Raw genomic sequence first — 15,426 nt, 5'->3', positions numbered from 1 at the left:
CGGTCGCTCGTCACCGACGTGGAGAAAGGTTCCCCACGTCCGGCGGAGAGATCGGGTCAGCGCTGGCCTTCCGGCCGCTGACGCCACCTCTCCTCAAGCCGGTCGATCATCGATAGCCGACGTCCTCGGCCCCGGCCACGGGTGCGGCGGCTGGTGGTGCCGCCCACCACGTGCAGGTCGGGCGACTGCGCCCGGCGGTGCGACTGCATCGCGAACGCCGCCGCGGCGAGCATGACGACGAAGCCCGCCACCCCGAGCGGTGGCAGCTTGCTCACCGTGCCGTAGACGACCAAGGCAAGGCCAGCGATGATCACTCCGGCAGCGACGAGCAGGCGACGCCGCGCGTGGAAACGCGGGTCGCTGGCACGTACAGCCGAGGCGAATTTGGGGTCCTCGGCAAGCGACCGCTCGATCTGCTCGAACAGCCGCTGCTCGTGCTCCGAGAGCGGCACGGCACTCCTCCCCGGTCACGTTGGTCGGGCCCGCACGGGCCGACAGACCGTAACAGCCACCCGGCTGCTTACCCGCAAGTCTACGAGGGGGCTGGCGGGTCGGAAAGCGGGACGACCTTCCGCCGGGTCGGATTTTCGGTCCGACGTGGGTCCTCACCGCCCATCAGACTAGCCGGACGGACGACTGATCGCCCGAATCGGGCGGCCGCGGCGTCCGCGGCCGCCTCGGCGTCCCGCCAGCCGTGCTCGGGCGCGCCGAGCGTCAACTGCCGCGGCGTCGCGTCGGTGGCGGCGAGACCCTCGACCCGTACCCCGATGAGCCGGATGCGGTCACTCGGTCGCAGAGCGTCGAACAGGGCCCAGGCGGTCTCGAACACCTCACGCGCGACGTCGGTGGCCCCGGGCAGGGTGCGGGACCGGCTGAGGGTGCGGAAGTCGGCCAGTCGCACCTTGATGGACACCGTCCGGCCGACCTGCCCGGCCCGGCGCAGCCGCGTGCCGACCTTGTCGGACAGGGCGAGCAGGGCGCGGCGGATCACCCGCGGATCGGCGATGTCGGTGTCGAAGGTGACCTCCGCGCCGATCGACTTGTCCACCTGCTCCGGGCTGACCCGGCGCGGGTCCCGCCCGTGGGCCAGCTCGTGCAGGTGGCCGGCGGCCGCGTCGCCCACGGCGTTGCGCAGCATCCCGATCGGCGCCTCGGCGACGTCCCGGACGGTGGCCAGGCCGAGCCGGCGCAGGCTCTCCGCCGCCCGGTCACCCACCCCCCACAGGGCCTGGACGGGCAGCGGGTGCAGGAATTCGAGAACCCGGGCCGCGGGCACCACCAGCAGTCCGTCCGGCTTGGCCCGGGTGGAGCCGAGCTTGGCCACGAACTTGGTCGACGCCACGCCGACCGAGCAGGTCAGCCCCTCCTGCTCGACGACCCGGGCGCGGATCAGCGCGGCGATCTCCGCCGGTCGGCCCAGCAGCCGGCGGGCGCCGGCCACGTCGAGGAAGGCCTCGTCCAGGGAGAGCGGTTCGACCAGCGGGGTCACCCCGCGGAAGATCTCCATCACCGCCCGGGAGGCCGCCGAGTACTGCCCGAAGTCCGGCGGCAGGAACACCGCGTGCGGGCAGAGCGCCCGGGCCCGCATGGTCGGCATCGCGCTGCGTACGCCGTACTCCCGGGCCTCGTAGCTGGCCGAGGTCACCACGCCGCGCGGGCCGACCCCGCCGACCACCACCGGCTGGCCGGCCAGCTCCGGCCGGCGACGCACCTCGACCGAGGCGAAGAAGGCATCCATGTCGACGTGCAGCACGGTGCAGCCGGTGTCGTCCGCGCCCGCGCCGAACCGCGGATCGGTGCCCCGCGGAACGGACTGGCTGCGACCCATTCCAGCAGGCTATCCCCCGGGTGCGACGCTTCCGCGCGGGCCGGGGCCGGCCACGGTGGAAGCCCGCGGGGCGACCGGCCGGGGTCAGCCGCGGGCGGTCAGCAGTGGGATGGTCATCTCGGTCGCCGTGCAGGACCCGTGGTAGGCGACCAGGCGGGCCTCCAGCGGGTTCTCCGACGCCGAGGCGACCACCGCGGTCGTTCCGTGGCAGATCACCACGACGTCACCGATCCGGTCCAGGTGTTCCGCCGGCACCGGGCCGAACCAGCCGGCCGCCACCGCCTCGGCCCGGGTGCCCACCCAGGCGGACTCGCCGAGCACCGCCGACCAGGCGGCCACCACGTCGGGCGTCGCGCCGGGCCGGGTGTGCAGGTAGCGCACCCGCGGCTCACCCGCCACCACCCGTACCCCGGCGCGCAGCCGGGGATCGGCGTCCAGGTCGACCTTCCGGTCGGCGGGGACGTTGAGCTGCCCGTGATCGGCCGTGACCAGCAAGGCGGCGTCCGCCGGCAGCCGCTCCACCAGCCGGTCCAGCAGGCCGTCCAGGTCGGCGGCGGCGGCCCGCCAGGAGGCGGAGTCGACGCCGCTGAGGTGGCCGTGCTTGTCCAGGTCCGGGTGGTAGCCGTAGACCAGGGTCGGTCCGTCGCCGGCGGTCAGCGCGGCCAGCATCTCGGCGGCCAGCGCGTCCGGGTCGGCCGCCCCGCGGTAGTCCCCGCCCGCGTTGGCCGCCGCGGTGAGCCCGCTGCGGGCGAACTCCGGCCGGCTCGCCACGGTCACCGCCACGCCGGCCGCCGCCGCCTGCTCGAACCGGGTGGGCAACGGCTGCCAGCGGCGCGGGTCCGGATCGTCGTCGGCCGCGCCCCCGCCGGGCCAGTTGATGTGGGTGAGCACCCGCTCCGTGCCGGGCACGTTGACCCGGAACCCGAGGACGCCGTGCGCGCCGGGCAGGGCCCCGGTGCCCAGGCCGACCAGGCTGGTCGGGGTGGTGGACGGGAAGCCGCAGGTCAGTGGGCGTCCGTCGCGGGCCGCGAGATCGGCCAGCGTCGGGGCGTACGGGGCCGCGGTGGGGATCTGGTACCAGCCGAGCCCGTCCACGAGCAGGACGGCGAGCCGGCGTACTCCGGCGAGCCGGTCGGCCAGCCCGAGCGGGTCGGCGACGCCGGGCACCCCGAGCGCGGCCAACGCGCCGGGCAGCACGTCGGAGAGGCTGGCGTCGTCGTACCGCGGGTGGATCGGCTCGAACGGGTCGGCCGGCACGTCCGGTCCGGTCATGACGCGCGGCGGGCGAAAAGGTGCAGTTGGGCGGCGATGTCCCGGTACGGCGGGCGAGCCGCGACGGCCAACTCCAGGTCCACCAGTGCCTGCGGGTCACCGTCGGCCACCGCGGCGGGCAGCAGGTCGGCCAGCACCCGTACCCCGTGGATCTGCTCCACCCGGAGGTCCGCGGCGCCGAGCAGCGCGGCGGCGCCGTCGGCGTCGAAGCGCCGTCGCAGGTTGTCCCGCGGCCCGGCCCGGCCGTCCGGGTCGGCGAGCAGCGCGCCGGCCTGGTCGAGGTGTCCGTTCATCGCCCGGCCCAGCACGGCGGCGGCCCGCCCGGCGACCAAGACGCTGGCCGCGCCGCCAGGCCGCAGGGCCGTGGCCAGCGCGGCCACCACCCCGGCCGGGTCCTCGACCACCTCCAGCACCGCGTGGCAGAGCACCAGATCGGCCTCGCCCGGCTCGGTGAGCCCGGCGAGCGCGTCCCCATCGCCCTGCACGGCCCGGACCCGCGCGGCGACCCCGGCGTCGGCGGCCCGCCGGGTCAGCGCGGCCAGCGCGTCCGGGCTGGCGTCGATGACGGTGACCTCGTGACCCGCCTCGGCGAGCGGAACCGCGAACCCGCCGGTGCCACCGCCGATGTCCAGCACGGTGAGCGACCGGCCGGCCTGCCGGTCGAGTTCCTGGCGCAGCAGGGTCCAGACCACCGCGGTCCGCGCGCCGGCGGTCGGGCCCGCCCGGTTCCGTGAACGCTCCACCCGGCCGAGCCTAGGCCACCGGGGGAACACCGCACCGGTGGGCGTCAGCGGAAGTCACGGGACGGCGGGCTGACCGGCGGGGTGAGCTGGTCGAGCCGGTCGGCGGTCAGGTTGGTGACCCCCTCGTGCCGCTCCAGCCGACCCCGGACCACCAGCGCCACGCTGGTCCGGGCCACCTTCCGGTAGCGCAGCCACAGCCCCGGCGAGCAGGTCACGTTGAGCATCCCGGTCTCGTCCTCCAGGTTGAGGAAGGTCACCCCGCCCGCGGTGCCCGGCCGCTGCCGGTGGGTCACGATGCCACCGACCCGGACCCGCCGACCCGGCTCGACCCGGCCCAGTTGGGCGATCGGCACCGCGCCGAGGGCGTCCAGCTGCGGCCGGACGAACCGGGCCGGGTGGCTCTCCGGCGACAGGCCGGTGGCCCACACGTCGGCGACCAGCTTGTCCACCTCGGTCATCCCGGGCAGCGCCGGTGCGGTCGCCCCGGCCACGGTGCCGGGTAGCCGGTCCGGCCGGTCCTGCGCGGCTGCGCCGGCCGCCCAGAGCGCCTCCCGCCGGGTCAGCCCGAAGCAGTCGAACGCGTCCGCGGTGGCCAGCGCCTCCAGCTGCGCGGCGGTGAGTCCCACCCGGCGGGCCAGGTCCGGCATGTCCCGGTACGGCCCGGCGGCGATCCGTTCCGCCTCGATCCGCCCGGCCAGTTCCTCACCGACGGTACGGACACCGGACAGCCCCAGCCGCACCGCCGGACCGCCCAGCCCCCACCGGTGCGGCGGTTCACCGGGCAGGCTGCCCCACCGGGTGTCCGGGGTGGACTCCAGGACCGCCTTGGCGCCGCTGGCGTTGATGTCCGGCCGGCGTACCTCGACGCCGTGCCGGCGGGCGTCGTCGACCAGGGTCTGCGGCGAGTAGAAGCCCATCGGCTGGGCGTTGAGCAGCGCGGCCAGGAACGGCCCGGGATGGTAGCGCTTGAGCCAGGAGCTGGCGTAGACCAGGTACGCGAAGCTCATCGCGTGGCTCTCCGGGAAGCCGTAGTTGGCGAACGAGGAGAGCTTCAGGTGCACGTCGTCGGCGAGCGCCCCGGTGATCCCCCGCTCGGCCATCCCGGCGTAGAGCCGGTCGGAGATCCGCGCCATCCGCTCGGCCGACCGTTTCGCGCCCATCGCCCGGCGCAACTGGTCGGCGCCGCCGGCGTCGAACCCGGCCAGGTCGATGGCCAGCTGCATCAGCTGCTCCTGGAACAGCGGGACACCCAGCGTCTTCTCCAGGGCGTTGCGCATCAGCGGGTGGGCGAACTCGACCGGTTCCAGGCCGTTCTTGCGCCGGATGTACGGGTGCACCGAACCGCCCTGGATCGGGCCCGGCCGGATCAGCGCCACCTCGACCACCAGGTCGTAGAACTCCCGTGGCCGGAGCCGGGGCAGGGTGGCCATCTGGGCCCGGCTCTCCACCTGGAACACGCCCACCGAGTCGGCCCGGCACAGCATGTCGTACACCTCGGGGTCGTCCAGCGACATCGCGCTCAGGTCCAGGGTGGACCCGATCATGTCGTACGCGTAGTGCAGCGCGGAGAGCATGCCCAGGCCGAGCAGGTCGAACTTGACCAGCCCGGCGGCCGCGCAGTCGTCCTTGTCCCACTGCAGGACGGTGCGCCCGGGCATCCGCCCCCACTCGACCGGGCACACCTCGATCACCGGCCGGTCGCAGATCACCATGCCGCCGGAGTGGATGCCCAGGTGCCGGGGAAACGTCTGGAGTTCGTTGGCGTACGCGACGACCTGCTCGGGGATCCCCTCCACGTCGACCGCCGCCACCGAGCCCCACCGGTCGATCTGCTTGCTCCAGGCGTCCTGCTGGCCCGGCGAGAAGCCGAACGCCTTGGCCACGTCCCGGACCGCCGACCGGGGCCGGTAGGAGATGACGTTGGCGACCTGCGCGGTGTGCTCCCGGCCGTACCGCCGGTAGACGTACTGGATGACCTCCTCCCGACGGTCGGACTCGATGTCCACGTCGATGTCCGGCGGGCCGTCCCGCTCGGGGGCGAGGAACCGTTCGAAGAGCAGGTTGTGCCGGACCGCGTCGACGTTGGTGACCCGCAGCGCGTAGCAGACCGCGGAGTTGGCCGCCGAACCCCGGCCCTGGCAGTAGATGTCGTTGCGCCGGCAGAACGTCACCAGGTCGTGGACCACCAGGAAGTAGCCGGGGAAACCCAACTCCTCGATCATCCTCAGCTCGTGGTCGAGCTGCCGGTACGCCTGCGGATGGGCCTCGCGGGGGCCGTACCGTTCCAGCGCGCCGCGCATGGTCAGCTCACGCAGCCAGCTCATCTCGGTGTGCCCGGGCGGCACCTCGTGGGCGGGCAGTTCGGGGGCCACCAGCTGCAGGTCGAAGGCGAGGTCGGCGCCGAACTCCGCAGCCCGGGCGACCGCGCCCGGGTGGGCCGCGAACCGGGCCGCCAGCTCCGCGCCGCCGCGCAGGTGGGCGGTGGCCGCGGCGGGCAGCCAGCCGTCGATCTCGTCCAGCCCGCGCCGGGCCCGGACCGCCGCCAGCACGGTGGCCAGCCGGCGCCGGGACGGGGTGGCGTAGTGCGCGTTGGTGGTCGCCACGGTGGGCAGGCCGGCGGCGGCCGCCAGCTCGGCGAGCGCGTCGTTGCGGTCGCCGTCGGCCGGGTCGCCGTGGTCGGTGAGTTCCACCGCCACGGCGTCCGCGCCGAACAGCGCCGTCAGCCGGTCCAGCTCGCGGGCCGCCGCGGCCACCCCGCCGGTACGCAGCGCCGCCGGTACGGCACCCTTGCGGCACCCGGTCAGCACCAGGACGTGGTCGCGCAGCTCGGCGGCCACCTCGTCCAGTTCCCCGTAGACCGGTCGACCCTTCTGCCCGCCGCGCAGGTGGGCCCGGGCGATGGTGCGGGCCAGCCGGGCGTAGCCGGCCCCGCCGCGCGCCAGCACCAACAGGTGGGTGCCGCGCGGATCCGGCTCGCCGTTCTGCGGGCCGGGCAGGCCGAGCGACAGTTCGGCGCCGAACACGGTGGGCAGGTCCACCGCCCGGGCGGCCTCGGCGAACCGCACCACGCCGTAGAACCCGTCGTGGTCGGTGAGGGCGAGCGCGGTCAGCCCGAGCCGGGCCGCCTCCTCGGCCAGTTCCTCCGGGTGGCTGGCGCCGTCGAGGAAGCTGAAGTTGCTGTGCGCGTGCAGCTCCGCGTACGGCACCGCCGGACCGTGCACACCCATCGCCGCGCCCCCGCCAGTCGAACGTGAGTTCTAATCGCGTCCGACCCTACCGGTCCCCGACCCTCGACGGGCCACCCACCCGGCACTGTTTCCGCAGCCCACGGCGCCTGCCGGCGGACCGGACAGGCGCCGCGGACCGGTCACCCGCGCAGTTTCCGGTACGCCCGGGCGGACAGCGGCAGGAACACCGCCACGAGCAGCACCGGCCAGCCGAGGGCCAGCCAGACCGCGCCGTCGGCCAGCGGCCCGTCGGTGATCCCGGTCGGGTTGCCGAAGAGTTGCCGGGCGGCGGTCGCCGTGGCGGACAGCGGGTTCCACGCGGCGATCGCGCCGAGCCAGCCGGGCATCGTCTCGGCCGACACGATCGCGGTGGAGAGGAAGCCGATCGGCCACACCAGCACCTGCACCGCCATGGTCGCCCCGTCGCCCCGGAACGACAGCCCCACGAAGATGCCGATCCACAGCACGGCGAACCGCAGGAACAGCAGCAGGAACACGGCCAGCAGCACGGAGCCGGGGCCGGCCGAGATCCGCCAGCCGATCGCCAGCCCGCCGACCAGCAGGACGAGCAGTTCCACGGCCGAGGTGGCCAGGTCGGCGCCCACCCGGCCCAGGGACACCGACGCGCTGCCGATCGGCAGCGAACGGAACCGGTCGGTGATCCCCCGGCGGGCGTCGTTCGCCATCGCCGTGGCCGTGCTCTCGACGCCGAACATCATGCTCAGCGCCAGCATGCCGGGCAGCAGGAAGGCGATGTAGTCACCGCCGCCCGGCACCGTGATGGCCCCGCCGAAGAGGAAGCCGAAGACCAGCAACAACATGATCGTGAACAGCAGTCCGAAGATCGGGGTCCACGGCTGCCGTACCCAGTGGGCCAACTCCCGCTGGGTGATCACCCAGCCGGCGCGCAGGGTGGTGGTCATCGGACTGGCTCCTTGTCGGTCAGGGTGAGGAACACCTCGTCGAGGGTGGGGCGGCGCAGGACCAGGTCCTCCGGGTCGATCCCCAGGGCGTCCAGGGCCCGGACCACGTCGGCCAGGGCCACCACCCCGGCGCCGACCTCGAAGGTGACGGCGTGCGCCTCGGCGTCCGGGACGGCCGGCGCGCCCACGGCGGCGGCCAGCCGCTCGGCCAGCGGTGCGAGCGGTTCGCGTCGGGGCAGGGTCACGGTCACCCGGTCCCCGCCGACCTGGCGCTTGAGCGCGTCCGGGGTGCCCTCGGCGACGACCCGGCCGTGGTCCAGGACCGAGATCCGCCCCGCCAACTGGTCGGCCTCGTCCAGGTACTGCGTCGTGAGCAGCACCGTGGTGCCGCGCCCGGCGATGTCCCGGACGCTCTCCCAGACCTCGTTACGGGCCCGCGGGTCCAGCCCGGTGGTCGGCTCGTCCAGGAACAGCACCGCCGGGGTCAGGATCAGACCGGCGGCGATGTCGAGCCGGCGGCGCATGCCCCCCGAGTACGTGCCGACGGCCCGCTCGGCCACCGCGGTGAGCCCGAAGGTGTCCAGCAGTTCGGCGGCGCGGCTCCGGGCGTCGGTCTTGTTCAGGCCGTACAGGCGGCCGAACATCACCAGGTTCTGCCGGCCGCCCAGGATCTCGTCGACGGCCGGGTGCTGGCCGACCAGGCCGATCCGCCGGCGCACCTCCCCCGGCCGGGTACGGACGTCGAAGCCGTCGATCCGGGCCACCCCGGCGTCGAGGTCGATCAGGGTGGCGAGCGCCTTGACCGCGGTGCTCTTGCCCGCCCCGTTCGGGCCGAGCAGCCCGTGGATGGTGCCCGCCCCGACCTGGAGGTCGAAGCCGTCGAGGGCCGGTGATCCGGCGTACCTCTTGCGTAGTCCGTCGGCGGTGATGGCGTGGTCGGATCCCACCGGTTCTCCTAACTCCGTAAGGCGTACGGAAATCGAGTCCGATACACCGTACACCCCACGGGGTAATCTGCCCAGATGAGAGATCAGGACGTCGACCGGACCCTCACCCTGCTGTGGCGCCGGACGTTGGGCACCCCGCAGGGCTCCCGTGGACCGCGGCAGCGGGTCTCCGTGGACGAGGTGGTCCGCGCGGCCGTCGCGGTGGCCGACGAGGAGGGCCTACCGGCGTTCTCGATGCGCAAGGTCGCCGACCGGCTCGGGCTGAAGCTGATGTCGATCTACACCTACGTGCCCGGCCGGGACGAGCTGATCGGCCTCATGGTCGACGAGGTCACCGGCGAGCAGGAGCTGCCCCCGCACACCGGCACCATGCGGGAGCGGCTGACCGGCGTGGCGCGGCAACTCTGGGACGAGTACCACCGGCATCCCTGGCTGCTGCAGGTCGAGAGCAGTCGCCCCTGGATCGGTCCGAACTGCTCCGACCGCTACGAGTGGCAACTCGCGGCGATCGAGGGCGCCGGCTTCACCGACGTCGAGATGGACCTGGTGGTCACCCTGATCAGCGGCTTCACGGCCGGCGCGGCGCGGGCCTCGATCACCGCCCGCCGGACGGTCGAGGAGTCCGGGATGTCGGACGCCCAGTGGTGGGAGATCAACGCACCGGTGCTCGAACGCGTCATGCCGGCCGAGGCGTACCCGATCTCGGACCGGGTCGGCACGGCGGCGAGCCTGGAGTACAAGGCCGTCAGCGACCCGGACCGATCCTTCCGGTTCGGCCTGGACCGCATCCTGGACGGCCTGGAACGCCTGCTCGACCGCTGACCCGGCCGGGCGGACCGCCGTCCGTTCCCGGCGTCAGTCGTAGATCGCCTCCACCGACCAGTGGCCGCCGGTCAGGGCGAGCAGCAGCGCCGTACCGTCGGCGAGGCAGACCTGGAAACGGGCCCGGCGGCGGGCCTCGGCCGGCGCCCACCAGCGTTCGTCGACCGGCCACGGGCCGGCCCAGCCGACGATCTCGACCGGGGCGGCGGAGCCCACGGTGAGCCGGGCCGGCGCGCCGCTGACCGCCAACCGGGCCGTCACGCCCACCGGCCGGCCGGTGGCGTCGTGCACCTGCGCCGGCAGCGGGGCGGGCAGCACCACGGCGGGTGCCGGCGGCGGCAGGCGCCCCGGCCAGGGCCCGTCCGGGCGGGCGGGGACCCGCTCGTCGCCCCACGGCACCAGCCGGGCCTGGTCGGCCGGCGACCGGCCACCGCCGAGCACCGCCGTGACCACCGACTCGGGACCGAGGATGCCCTGCACCCGGCTCAGCGCCCGATGTGCCCGGTCGCGTTCCGCGCCGCCGTCCCCCCACAGCCCGGCCTGGAGGCCGGCCCGGGCCAGCACGCCCTCGGGAACCAGCCGCAACCGGATGATGCCGGCGGTCGGCCGGGGCGGGGTGACCGGGCCGGCACCGCCCGGCCGCCGGTTGGTGCCGGACAGCCACCCGTCGAGTTGCCAGCGCACCCGGTCCGCGATCGCCGCGGCGGTCAGCAGGCCGTCGTGCCGCCAGACCCGGTGCAGTTCCTGTCCGTGCCCGGTCACCGCCTCGATGCCCAGCCGGGTGCAGGCCAGGCCGTGCCCGGCGAGGATGTCGCCCAGCCGCTCGGCGAGCGCCCGGGCGGCGAACGCGGCGGCGTCGACCCGGTCCAGCGGGTCGTCGTAGGTCTCGGTCACGGCCAGGTCCGGCGGCGGGCGACGGACCGCCAGCGGCCGGTGGTCGCGGCCGGCGGCCAGCCGGTGCGCCAGCGCCGCGTCGAACCCGAACCGGGCCAACACGTCCCCGGCGGGCAACGCGGCGAAGTCACCGAGGGTACGCACGCCCAGCCGGCGCAGCAGGTCGGTCAGGCTCGGCCGGCCCAGCGCCGCCACCGGCAGGTCGGCCAGGAAGGCCGGTGTGTCACCGGGCGGGACGACCCGACCGGTACGGGCGGCCAGCCCGGCGGCGAACACCCCGTCGGCCAGCCCGATCTGGCTCTCCACCCCACAGCTCTCCGCAATCCGTTCGACGATCAGTTCGGCGACCGCCTCCTCGCCGCCGGACCCGGCACCGCCGGCATCCCCGTCGCCGTGCCCCTCGCCGTCGGACTCCGCGCCGGGCCGTCCGTCGAGCCGTCCGCCGGGCCTCTTGCCGCCGAAGTAGCGGGCCGGCCCCCGGGCGGCCAGCGCGCAGGCGCCCGGGCGGACCACCTCGACCCCGGCGGCCAGTTCCTCCACCGTGGCGACGACCGGCTCGAAGGCCCGCGCGTCCCGGCCGGGATCATGGTCGACCACGGTCAGCTCCGGACAGCGGCTCTGCGCCTCCCGCTTGCGCAGCCCTCGGCGGACACCCTCGGCGCGGGCCGTCTCCGAGCAGGCGATCACCCGGTTGGCGTGCAGCACCGCCACCGGTCCGGCGGCGGACACCCCGTCGACGATGTCGGCGGCGACCACCGGCCAGTCCGGGCACCACACGAACAGCGTCCGGACCGGCCCCGCCTCGTCGGGCCGGGGAGTCATGATGCCGCGTCGACCAAGGTGAGCGCGGGCCGGCCCGGCGCGGTGCCCGGACGCGGGGTGGCCGCCGGCGCGGCGGTGTCGCCGGCCGGCCCGACGGTGGTCCGGAGGCCGGTTGCCCGGCGTGACCCGTCGCCGGGCAACCAGACCCGGATCTCCTTGGGCCGGGCGGCGGCGCCCCGGCCACGGGCGGAGATGGTCACCTCCCGCCGACGCAGCCGGCCCCGCCCCTGACCGAGCCCTTCCCAACTGCCCCGCAGCACCCGCAGGTCGACGTCGGCGCCGTCCCACCGGCCGTACGGGACCAGGACGCTGCCGCGTTGCCGGGCCCGGGCGGTCAACCGACTGGCCAGCGAGCCGCTCACCGGGCCGGGAACGGCGGTGACCACGACGTCCACCCCGTCGATCAGGGCGGCCACCACCGTCGCCCACTCCGGTCCGGGGTGCGGGACCAGGGCGAGCCGGTCCAGCGCGATGCCGAGTTCGGCGGCGGCGACCGCGCCGAAGGTGGGTACGCCGACCACCGCACACCAGGAGCCGGTCCGGGACGCCTCGGCGAGCAGCGCGAACACCAGGGAGGTGGTGCCGCTGCCGCCGGTCGGTCGACCGGTGGCGATCGACACCGTGCTGCCCCGTCGCAGTCCCCGACCGGGCAGCACCCCGGTCAGCTCGGGCAGTACCGGCAGCACCCGATGGGCGCCTTCCGGTGTCGCCTCGCTCGCCGGTCGTACCAGTCCGGCCAGTGCGGCGGAACCGACCACCATTCGGCCCGCCATCGGTCCGCTCCCCGTTGTCGTCGCTGATGTCTCTCCGGCCCGCCGGCACGTGTCGGCGACCCGGTTCTCCGGAACCGGTATTTCCCTTCGCCGCTGCCGTCCGGCGCCGGGCGTCTCCGAAGCGCCGCACTGCCGACCAGTGCCGCTGGTCGGCGTTGGTGTCTCCCGACGCCGCCGGCCGAGGCGCCGCCCGCGCTCAGGCGGCGGCGAGCCCGTCGAGGGCGGGTTGGTGTGCGACGCCAAGGACGCCCTCGACCACCGCCACGAACTGCTCCGCCGCGCGCAGCAGGTCGTCGGCCTCCCGGGCGGTCACCACCCGGGGGATGCCCGCCTCGGCCGCGGCCCGCTTGGACGCGCCGTTGGCGAAGAAGGTCGCCCACTCGCCCAACTCGGGGGCGACCACCACCAGCAGCGCCCACACGCTGGTGACCCGGTGGCGACGGGTCGGCTCGGGGCGGGCCCGGGCGGCGAGCAGGGCCGCGGCGGCGCGCAGGGCGGCCAGGTGCGCGGCCGCGTAGCGCAGGCCGTCGGGGCCGGTCTGGGCCGCCTCGACCAGTCCGCGCCGGGCGATCACGAGCAACTGAGCGGGAGTGCGGTGCGGCAGCATGTGCGCCGGCACCGTGGGAGCCTGAGCCGGACTGGTCGGCATGGGACCTCTCCTCAGTGTCGCCAACGTCACCGGGTGTGTCGGTCGGCCGGATGTGGACGCTTCCCCACAACCACACCCGGCCGACCGGACTCGGCGGGTCCGTCGCCCGCCGCCCGGGGGTCGAGGGCGGCGGGCGACGGTCCTGCCTGGGTGATCCGGACTCGCGACTGTCCGGATCCGGCGCGGTCCGCGAAACCGCGCCACCGGGATCGGCGCCGCGAAACGCCTCGCCCGGAGATCGTTGGAACGAGCGTACGACTCAATCGAACACTCGTTCTAACTACCGAAGACAGTACACCCCGGTTCCGACAAAAACGCAACGCTCGCGCGGATCCCGTCGGTCACGCCGTCCGTACCGTCGGTCGTCGGCTTTCACAGCCGGCACACAGGCGCGGCCAAGATTGCCCCAACCACCGGCGCGCACCGTTGTGCCATGAGTCAGTCGACGCCGCCGGGAGCGCGGTCGTGAGCACCGCGAACGCCGCCCGCACCCGCCCGCCGGTCGCCCGCCGGCTGCCGGTCACCCCCCGCTGGTGGGGCGACCTGGTCGGCAGCGCCGCACTGCTGAGCCTGGTCGTCGTGACGGCCCTGTGGATCGGCAACCGGGGGCTGCAGGAGTTGTCCGCCGGGCCCGGACCCGGGCTCACCTCGATCGGCCGGCTGGCCGGGTTGGTCTCCGCCGACCTGATGCTGATCCAGGTGGTCCTGATGGCCCGGGTGCCCTGGATCGAACGCAGCTACGGCCAGGACCGGATCGCCCGCTGGCACCGGCTGGCCGGGTTCACCTCGTTCAACCTGCTGCTCGGGCACGTGCTGCTGACCACCCTCGGCTACTCCGCCACCGCCGAGGGCGGACCGCTCGGGCAGTTCTGGCTGCTGGTCACCACGTACCCGGGGATGTTGTTGGCCACGGCGGCGCTGGCGCTGCTGGTCATGGTCGTGGTCACGTCCCTGCGGGCGGCCCGGCGCCGGTTGCGCTACGAGTCCTGGCACCTGCTGCACCTGTACGCCTACCTGGGCACCGGCCTGGCCCTGCCGCACCAGCTCTGGACCGGCGCCGACTTCATCTCCTCGCCGGGCGCCCGGGCGTACTGGTGGGGGTTGTACGGGGTCGCCGCCGGCAGCGTGCTGGTGTTCCGGCTCGCCGTGCCCGCCTGGCGCAGCGCCCGGCACCGGCTCGAGGTGACCGCGGTGGTCCCGGAGGCACCCGGGGTGACCTCGGTCCACCTGCGCGGACGGCACCTGCACCGACTGCCGGTACGGGCCGGCCAGTTCTTCCTCTGGCGGTTCCTGGACGGTCCGGGCTGGTCCCGGGCGCACCCGTTCTCACTGTCCGCCCCGCCGTACGGCGACCAGTTGCGGATCACCGTCAAGGACCTCGGCGACGGCAGCGCCCGGGTGGCCCGGCTGCGTCCCGGCACCAAGGCGCTGATCGAGGGCCCGTACGGGCGGCTGACCGGCGAGAGCTTCACCGGTGGCGGGGTCACCATGCTGGCCTGCGGGGTGGGTGTCACGCCGCTGCTGGCCCTGCTCTGGGAACTGCCCTACGCCCCCGGCCGGGCGGTGCTGGTCTACCGGGCCCGCAGCGTGGCGGAACTGGCGTTCCGGCACGAGCTCGACCGGCTCGCCGCCCAGCGCGGGGTGCGGGTGCACTACCTGCTCGGCCCGCGGGCCGGGCGGGCCTCCTCCTGGGTGTCCCGCGACACGGCGCACCTGTCCGACGTCGAGGTGCTGCGCTGGTACGCCCCCGACGTCGCCGGCCACGACGTCTACGTGTGCGGCCCGGACGCCTGGGCCGACGCGGCCCGTACCGCCGTGCTGCGCGCGGGGGTCCCGGCCGAGCGGGTGCACCTCGAACGGTTCGCCTGGTGAACGGCGGCGGGCACCGCCCGGTTCCCGGCCCGGCACCGACCGGCGGTCTCCCCGCCGACCGGAACGCCCCGGCCGGGCCGGACACGACGAAGGAGAACGGGATGCGACGGATCACTCTCTGGCTGGTGTCGACGGTTGCCGCGTTGATCCTGCTGTTCAGCTACCGGACCAGCACGATGGGCGCCGGCGGGTCCGGAACGTCGGCCGCGGTCGAACCGGGCACGAACGGCGGCGCGGTCGCCGGGGCCGCCCCCGACGACGACACCGGTTCCGGGAACTCCGGCTCGGGCACCGACTCCGGCTCGGGCACCGGTTCGAGTGCCGGTTCCGGCACCTTCGACGGGTCGGTGGCGCAGACCCGGTGGGGTCCGGTCCAGGTCCGGATCACGGTGTCCGGCGGGAAGATCACCAAGGTGGACGCCGTCCAGGTGCCGAACGGCAACTTCCGGGATCAGCGGATCAACGACTATGCCGTACCGATCCTGGCGCAGGAGGCGGTCCAGGCGCAGAGCGCGCAGATCGACTCGGTCTCCGGCGCCACCGTGACCAGCGACGGCTACCGCGAGTCGTTGCAGGCCGCGATCGACGCGGCGCACCTGCGATGAGCGCCCGCACGGCCGGTGGGCGCCGACCGGCGGCCGGGACGCCGCGGTA

At 74.9% G+C, this 15,426-nt stretch carries 12 protein-coding genes and 1 pseudogene; 3 read left to right on the top strand and 10 right to left on the bottom strand.

Going from position 1 to position 15,426, the window contains the following annotated elements:
* Nucleotides 1-56: 56 nt before the first annotated feature.
* The 7 genes and pseudogenes from ACFOX0_RS19270 to ACFOX0_RS19240 form a co-directional block, all read right to left on the bottom strand.
* Nucleotides 57-452: a DUF3040 domain-containing protein gene (locus ACFOX0_RS19270; RefSeq protein WP_377547807.1), complete on the bottom strand. Its 396-nt coding sequence runs from the start codon at nucleotides 450-452 to the stop codon at nucleotides 57-59.
* Between the two features lie 80 nt (nucleotides 453-532).
* Nucleotides 533-1,828 (bottom strand): DNA polymerase IV, encoded by a 1,296-nt coding sequence (locus ACFOX0_RS19265; RefSeq protein ID WP_377547803.1) that lies wholly within the window; start codon nucleotides 1,826-1,828, stop codon nucleotides 533-535.
* Nucleotides 1,829-1,912: 84 nt separating this feature from the next.
* Nucleotides 1,913-3,100, bottom strand: coding sequence for an alkaline phosphatase family protein (locus ACFOX0_RS19260; protein WP_377547800.1), 1,188 nt, complete (start codon nucleotides 3,098-3,100; stop codon nucleotides 1,913-1,915).
* A complete protein-coding gene (locus ACFOX0_RS19255) occupies nucleotides 3,097-3,843 on the bottom strand; it encodes a methyltransferase domain-containing protein (protein ID WP_377547798.1) in 747 nt (248 codons plus the stop codon). The genes ACFOX0_RS19260 and ACFOX0_RS19255 overlap by 4 nt, the downstream gene beginning before the upstream one ends.
* Before the next feature lie 44 nt (nucleotides 3,844-3,887).
* A pseudogene (locus ACFOX0_RS19250) lies at nucleotides 3,888-7,052 on the bottom strand (error-prone DNA polymerase); the annotation flags it as partial.
* A gap of 158 nt (nucleotides 7,053-7,210) precedes the next feature.
* Nucleotides 7,211-7,993 (bottom strand): ABC transporter permease, encoded by a 783-nt coding sequence (locus ACFOX0_RS19245; protein WP_377547795.1) that lies wholly within the window; start codon nucleotides 7,991-7,993, stop codon nucleotides 7,211-7,213.
* Complete coding sequence (locus tag ACFOX0_RS19240) at nucleotides 7,990-8,940, bottom strand: ATP-binding cassette domain-containing protein (protein ID WP_377547792.1); 951 nt, start codon at nucleotides 8,938-8,940, stop codon at nucleotides 7,990-7,992. Before ACFOX0_RS19240 ends, ACFOX0_RS19245 begins: the two co-directional genes overlap by 4 nt.
* A 75-nt stretch (nucleotides 8,941-9,015) precedes the next feature.
* Between ACFOX0_RS19240 and ACFOX0_RS19235 the strand changes: the two genes are divergently transcribed.
* Nucleotides 9,016-9,762, top strand: a complete 747-nt coding sequence (locus ACFOX0_RS19235) for a TetR/AcrR family transcriptional regulator C-terminal domain-containing protein (protein WP_377547790.1) — start codon at nucleotides 9,016-9,018, stop codon at nucleotides 9,760-9,762.
* Nucleotides 9,763-9,795: 33 nt separating this feature from the next.
* Here ACFOX0_RS19235 and ACFOX0_RS19230 read toward each other — a convergent pair whose 3' ends face one another.
* The 3 genes from ACFOX0_RS19230 to ACFOX0_RS19220 all read right to left on the bottom strand — a co-directional run bounded on the left by ACFOX0_RS19230 (nucleotide 9,796) and on the right by ACFOX0_RS19220 (nucleotide 12,900).
* Complete coding sequence (locus tag ACFOX0_RS19230; protein WP_377547788.1) at nucleotides 9,796-11,478, bottom strand: DNA polymerase Y family protein; 1,683 nt, start codon at nucleotides 11,476-11,478, stop codon at nucleotides 9,796-9,798.
* Nucleotides 11,475-12,251 carry a hypothetical protein gene (locus tag ACFOX0_RS19225; protein WP_377547785.1) on the bottom strand — a complete coding sequence of 259 codons (777 nt, stop codon included), beginning with the start codon at nucleotides 12,249-12,251 and terminating at the stop codon, nucleotides 11,475-11,477. Before ACFOX0_RS19225 ends, ACFOX0_RS19230 begins: the two co-directional genes overlap by 4 nt.
* A gap of 196 nt (nucleotides 12,252-12,447) precedes the next feature.
* Complete coding sequence (locus ACFOX0_RS19220) at nucleotides 12,448-12,900, bottom strand: SAV_6107 family HEPN domain-containing protein (protein ID WP_377547783.1); 453 nt, start codon at nucleotides 12,898-12,900, stop codon at nucleotides 12,448-12,450.
* 465 nt (nucleotides 12,901-13,365) lie between these two features.
* Here ACFOX0_RS19220 and ACFOX0_RS19215 point away from each other — a divergent pair, with 465 nt between their 5' ends.
* Nucleotides 13,366-14,772: a ferredoxin reductase family protein gene (locus ACFOX0_RS19215; protein WP_377547781.1), complete on the top strand. Its 1,407-nt coding sequence runs from the start codon at nucleotides 13,366-13,368 to the stop codon at nucleotides 14,770-14,772.
* 101 nt (nucleotides 14,773-14,873) lie between these two features.
* A complete protein-coding gene (locus tag ACFOX0_RS19210) occupies nucleotides 14,874-15,377 on the top strand; it encodes an FMN-binding protein (protein WP_377547778.1) in 504 nt (167 codons plus the stop codon).
* The last annotated feature ends 49 nt before the right edge of the window (nucleotides 15,378-15,426 follow it).

It is taken from the genome of Micromonospora zhanjiangensis (assembly GCF_042650605.1).
In the GTDB taxonomy this organism is placed as follows: Bacteria; Actinomycetota; Actinomycetes; order Mycobacteriales; family Micromonosporaceae; genus Micromonospora_J; species Micromonospora_J zhanjiangensis.
This window is presented reverse-complemented; position numbering and strand designations above follow the sequence as displayed.

Bases quoted from the DNA above. Each gene is read 5' to 3' on its own strand.
- ACFOX0_RS19265 (WP_377547803.1), bottom strand. From the start codon at position 1,828: ATGGGTCGCAGCCAGTCCGTTCCGCGGGGCACCGATCCGCGGTTCGGC.
- ACFOX0_RS19260 (WP_377547800.1), bottom strand. From the start codon at position 3,100: ATGACCGGACCGGACGTGCCGGCCGACCCGTTCGAGCCGATCCACCCG.
- ACFOX0_RS19245 (WP_377547795.1), bottom strand. From the start codon at position 7,993: ATGACCACCACCCTGCGCGCCGGCTGGGTGATCACCCAGCGGGAGTTG.
- ACFOX0_RS19235 (WP_377547790.1), top strand. From the start codon at position 9,016: ATGAGAGATCAGGACGTCGACCGGACCCTCACCCTGCTGTGGCGCCGG.
- ACFOX0_RS19230 (WP_377547788.1), bottom strand. From the start codon at position 11,478: ATGACTCCCCGGCCCGACGAGGCGGGGCCGGTCCGGACGCTGTTCGTG.
- ACFOX0_RS19225 (WP_377547785.1), bottom strand. From the start codon at position 12,251: ATGGCGGGCCGAATGGTGGTCGGTTCCGCCGCACTGGCCGGACTGGTA.
- ACFOX0_RS19220 (WP_377547783.1), bottom strand. From the start codon at position 12,900: ATGCCGACCAGTCCGGCTCAGGCTCCCACGGTGCCGGCGCACATGCTG.
- ACFOX0_RS19210 (WP_377547778.1), top strand. From the start codon at position 14,874: ATGCGACGGATCACTCTCTGGCTGGTGTCGACGGTTGCCGCGTTGATC.